This is a genomic window from Holdemanella sp. (assembly GCF_056804935.1).
This window is the reverse complement of the sequence record NZ_DBMEXE010000231.1, coordinates 1,190-2,482: the sequence shown is the minus strand read 5'-3', so window position 1 is coordinate 2,482 and position 1,293 is coordinate 1,190. Positions and strand designations below refer to the sequence as shown.

2 protein-coding genes are annotated in these 1,293 nt (G+C 35.2%); both read right to left on the bottom strand.

Annotation, left to right across the window (positions count from 1 at the left end):
- A partial coding sequence (locus tag ACZQCL_RS08685; protein ID WP_482482833.1) for a M55 family metallopeptidase occupies window positions 1-643 on the bottom strand: 643 nt, incomplete at its 3' end.
- A gap of 1 nt (window position 644) precedes the next feature.
- Window positions 645-1,293, bottom strand: a 649-nt coding sequence (gene hydF / locus ACZQCL_RS08680; RefSeq protein WP_482482831.1) for a [FeFe] hydrogenase H-cluster maturation GTPase HydF, incomplete at its 5' end; no start/stop codon positions are given.

Sequence of the window (1,293 nt, the reverse complement as noted above, 5' to 3'; positions counted from 1 at the left end):
AAGATACAGCTGGTTTTTCATCTACTTTTAAAGCTTCTTGAATACCATATGTATATCTATTCTTCAACTCATTAAAGCTACAACACAAAGCACACTGATTGTTTAATGTTTTCTTTGTTTCCACAAATACACAACCAAGTTCTTCTTCTACCTGCTTACCATATTCACTATCACCACTTGCTAAGATAACTGGCACTCCAAATTCGTTTGCCAACAATCGATTTATGCCACTTTCACCAAGTTCTTTCCCATCTACTACAATTTTTCGTACCATAGTACCCCAAATCGTATGAGCCATAACGCCTGGTGAGTTACATCGAGAATGATATCCAATAAATAATGCTCCATCAAAAGAATCATCTAAACCTTCCATCATCCCAAATTCCTTATAAGCTCCATTTGCGGACACAAAAGCAGCTCTAGGATCTAATTTTGAAGGAAGAAGATTATCCATATTTCCATGACTATCATTGACCACAACTTCTTCTACACCATTTTGAAACAATAAATCAATCACAAGATTTACTTCATTCATCATATTTGTACAATATTCAGAATATAAGTATCCATTCTTAGCTGTATTTGCCGGATTACTGTTTCCCCAAATACCTTCAATATCGGCTGATATATATATTTTCTTCATCTTAAAACACCTCTACTGAACGATCTAATATCCCATTCATTTTCGCAATCGCAATACCATAATTTGTGAATGGCACATGCTGTTTCTTACATTCCTTTACGCGAGACTGCACTTCTTTTTCATTCAACATACATGCACCACAATGAATCACAACACTATATTTCGAAAGATCTTCTTTAAATCCTTGTCCAGAAGTAAATTCAAAAGTTATATTCTTCTTTGTATAATTCAAGATCCATTTTGGAAGCTTGTCCGTACCAATATCACCACACTGTCTATGGTGCGTACACCCTTCACTAATCAATACACAATCCCCATCTTGAAGATGATCCAATTGATTGGCCCCTTCAAGCACTGTAGATAAGCTTCCTTTTAAGCGTGCCATAAGAATAGAGAAAGAAGTTAAATGAATAGATTTATCTACGATTTGACTTACCTTGTTAAAAGCCTGGGAATCTGTAATAACCAGTTTTGGAGTAACCTTCTTTAAGGTTGCATCCAATTCTTCTACCTGACAAGTCATACCAATCGCATGATGATCTAAAATATCTCTTAATACAAGTTGTTGAGGTAAAATCAATCTTCCTTTAGGAGCCGATTGATCAATTGGAATAACAAGCACAATAACATCGCCCGGATCAATTAAATCA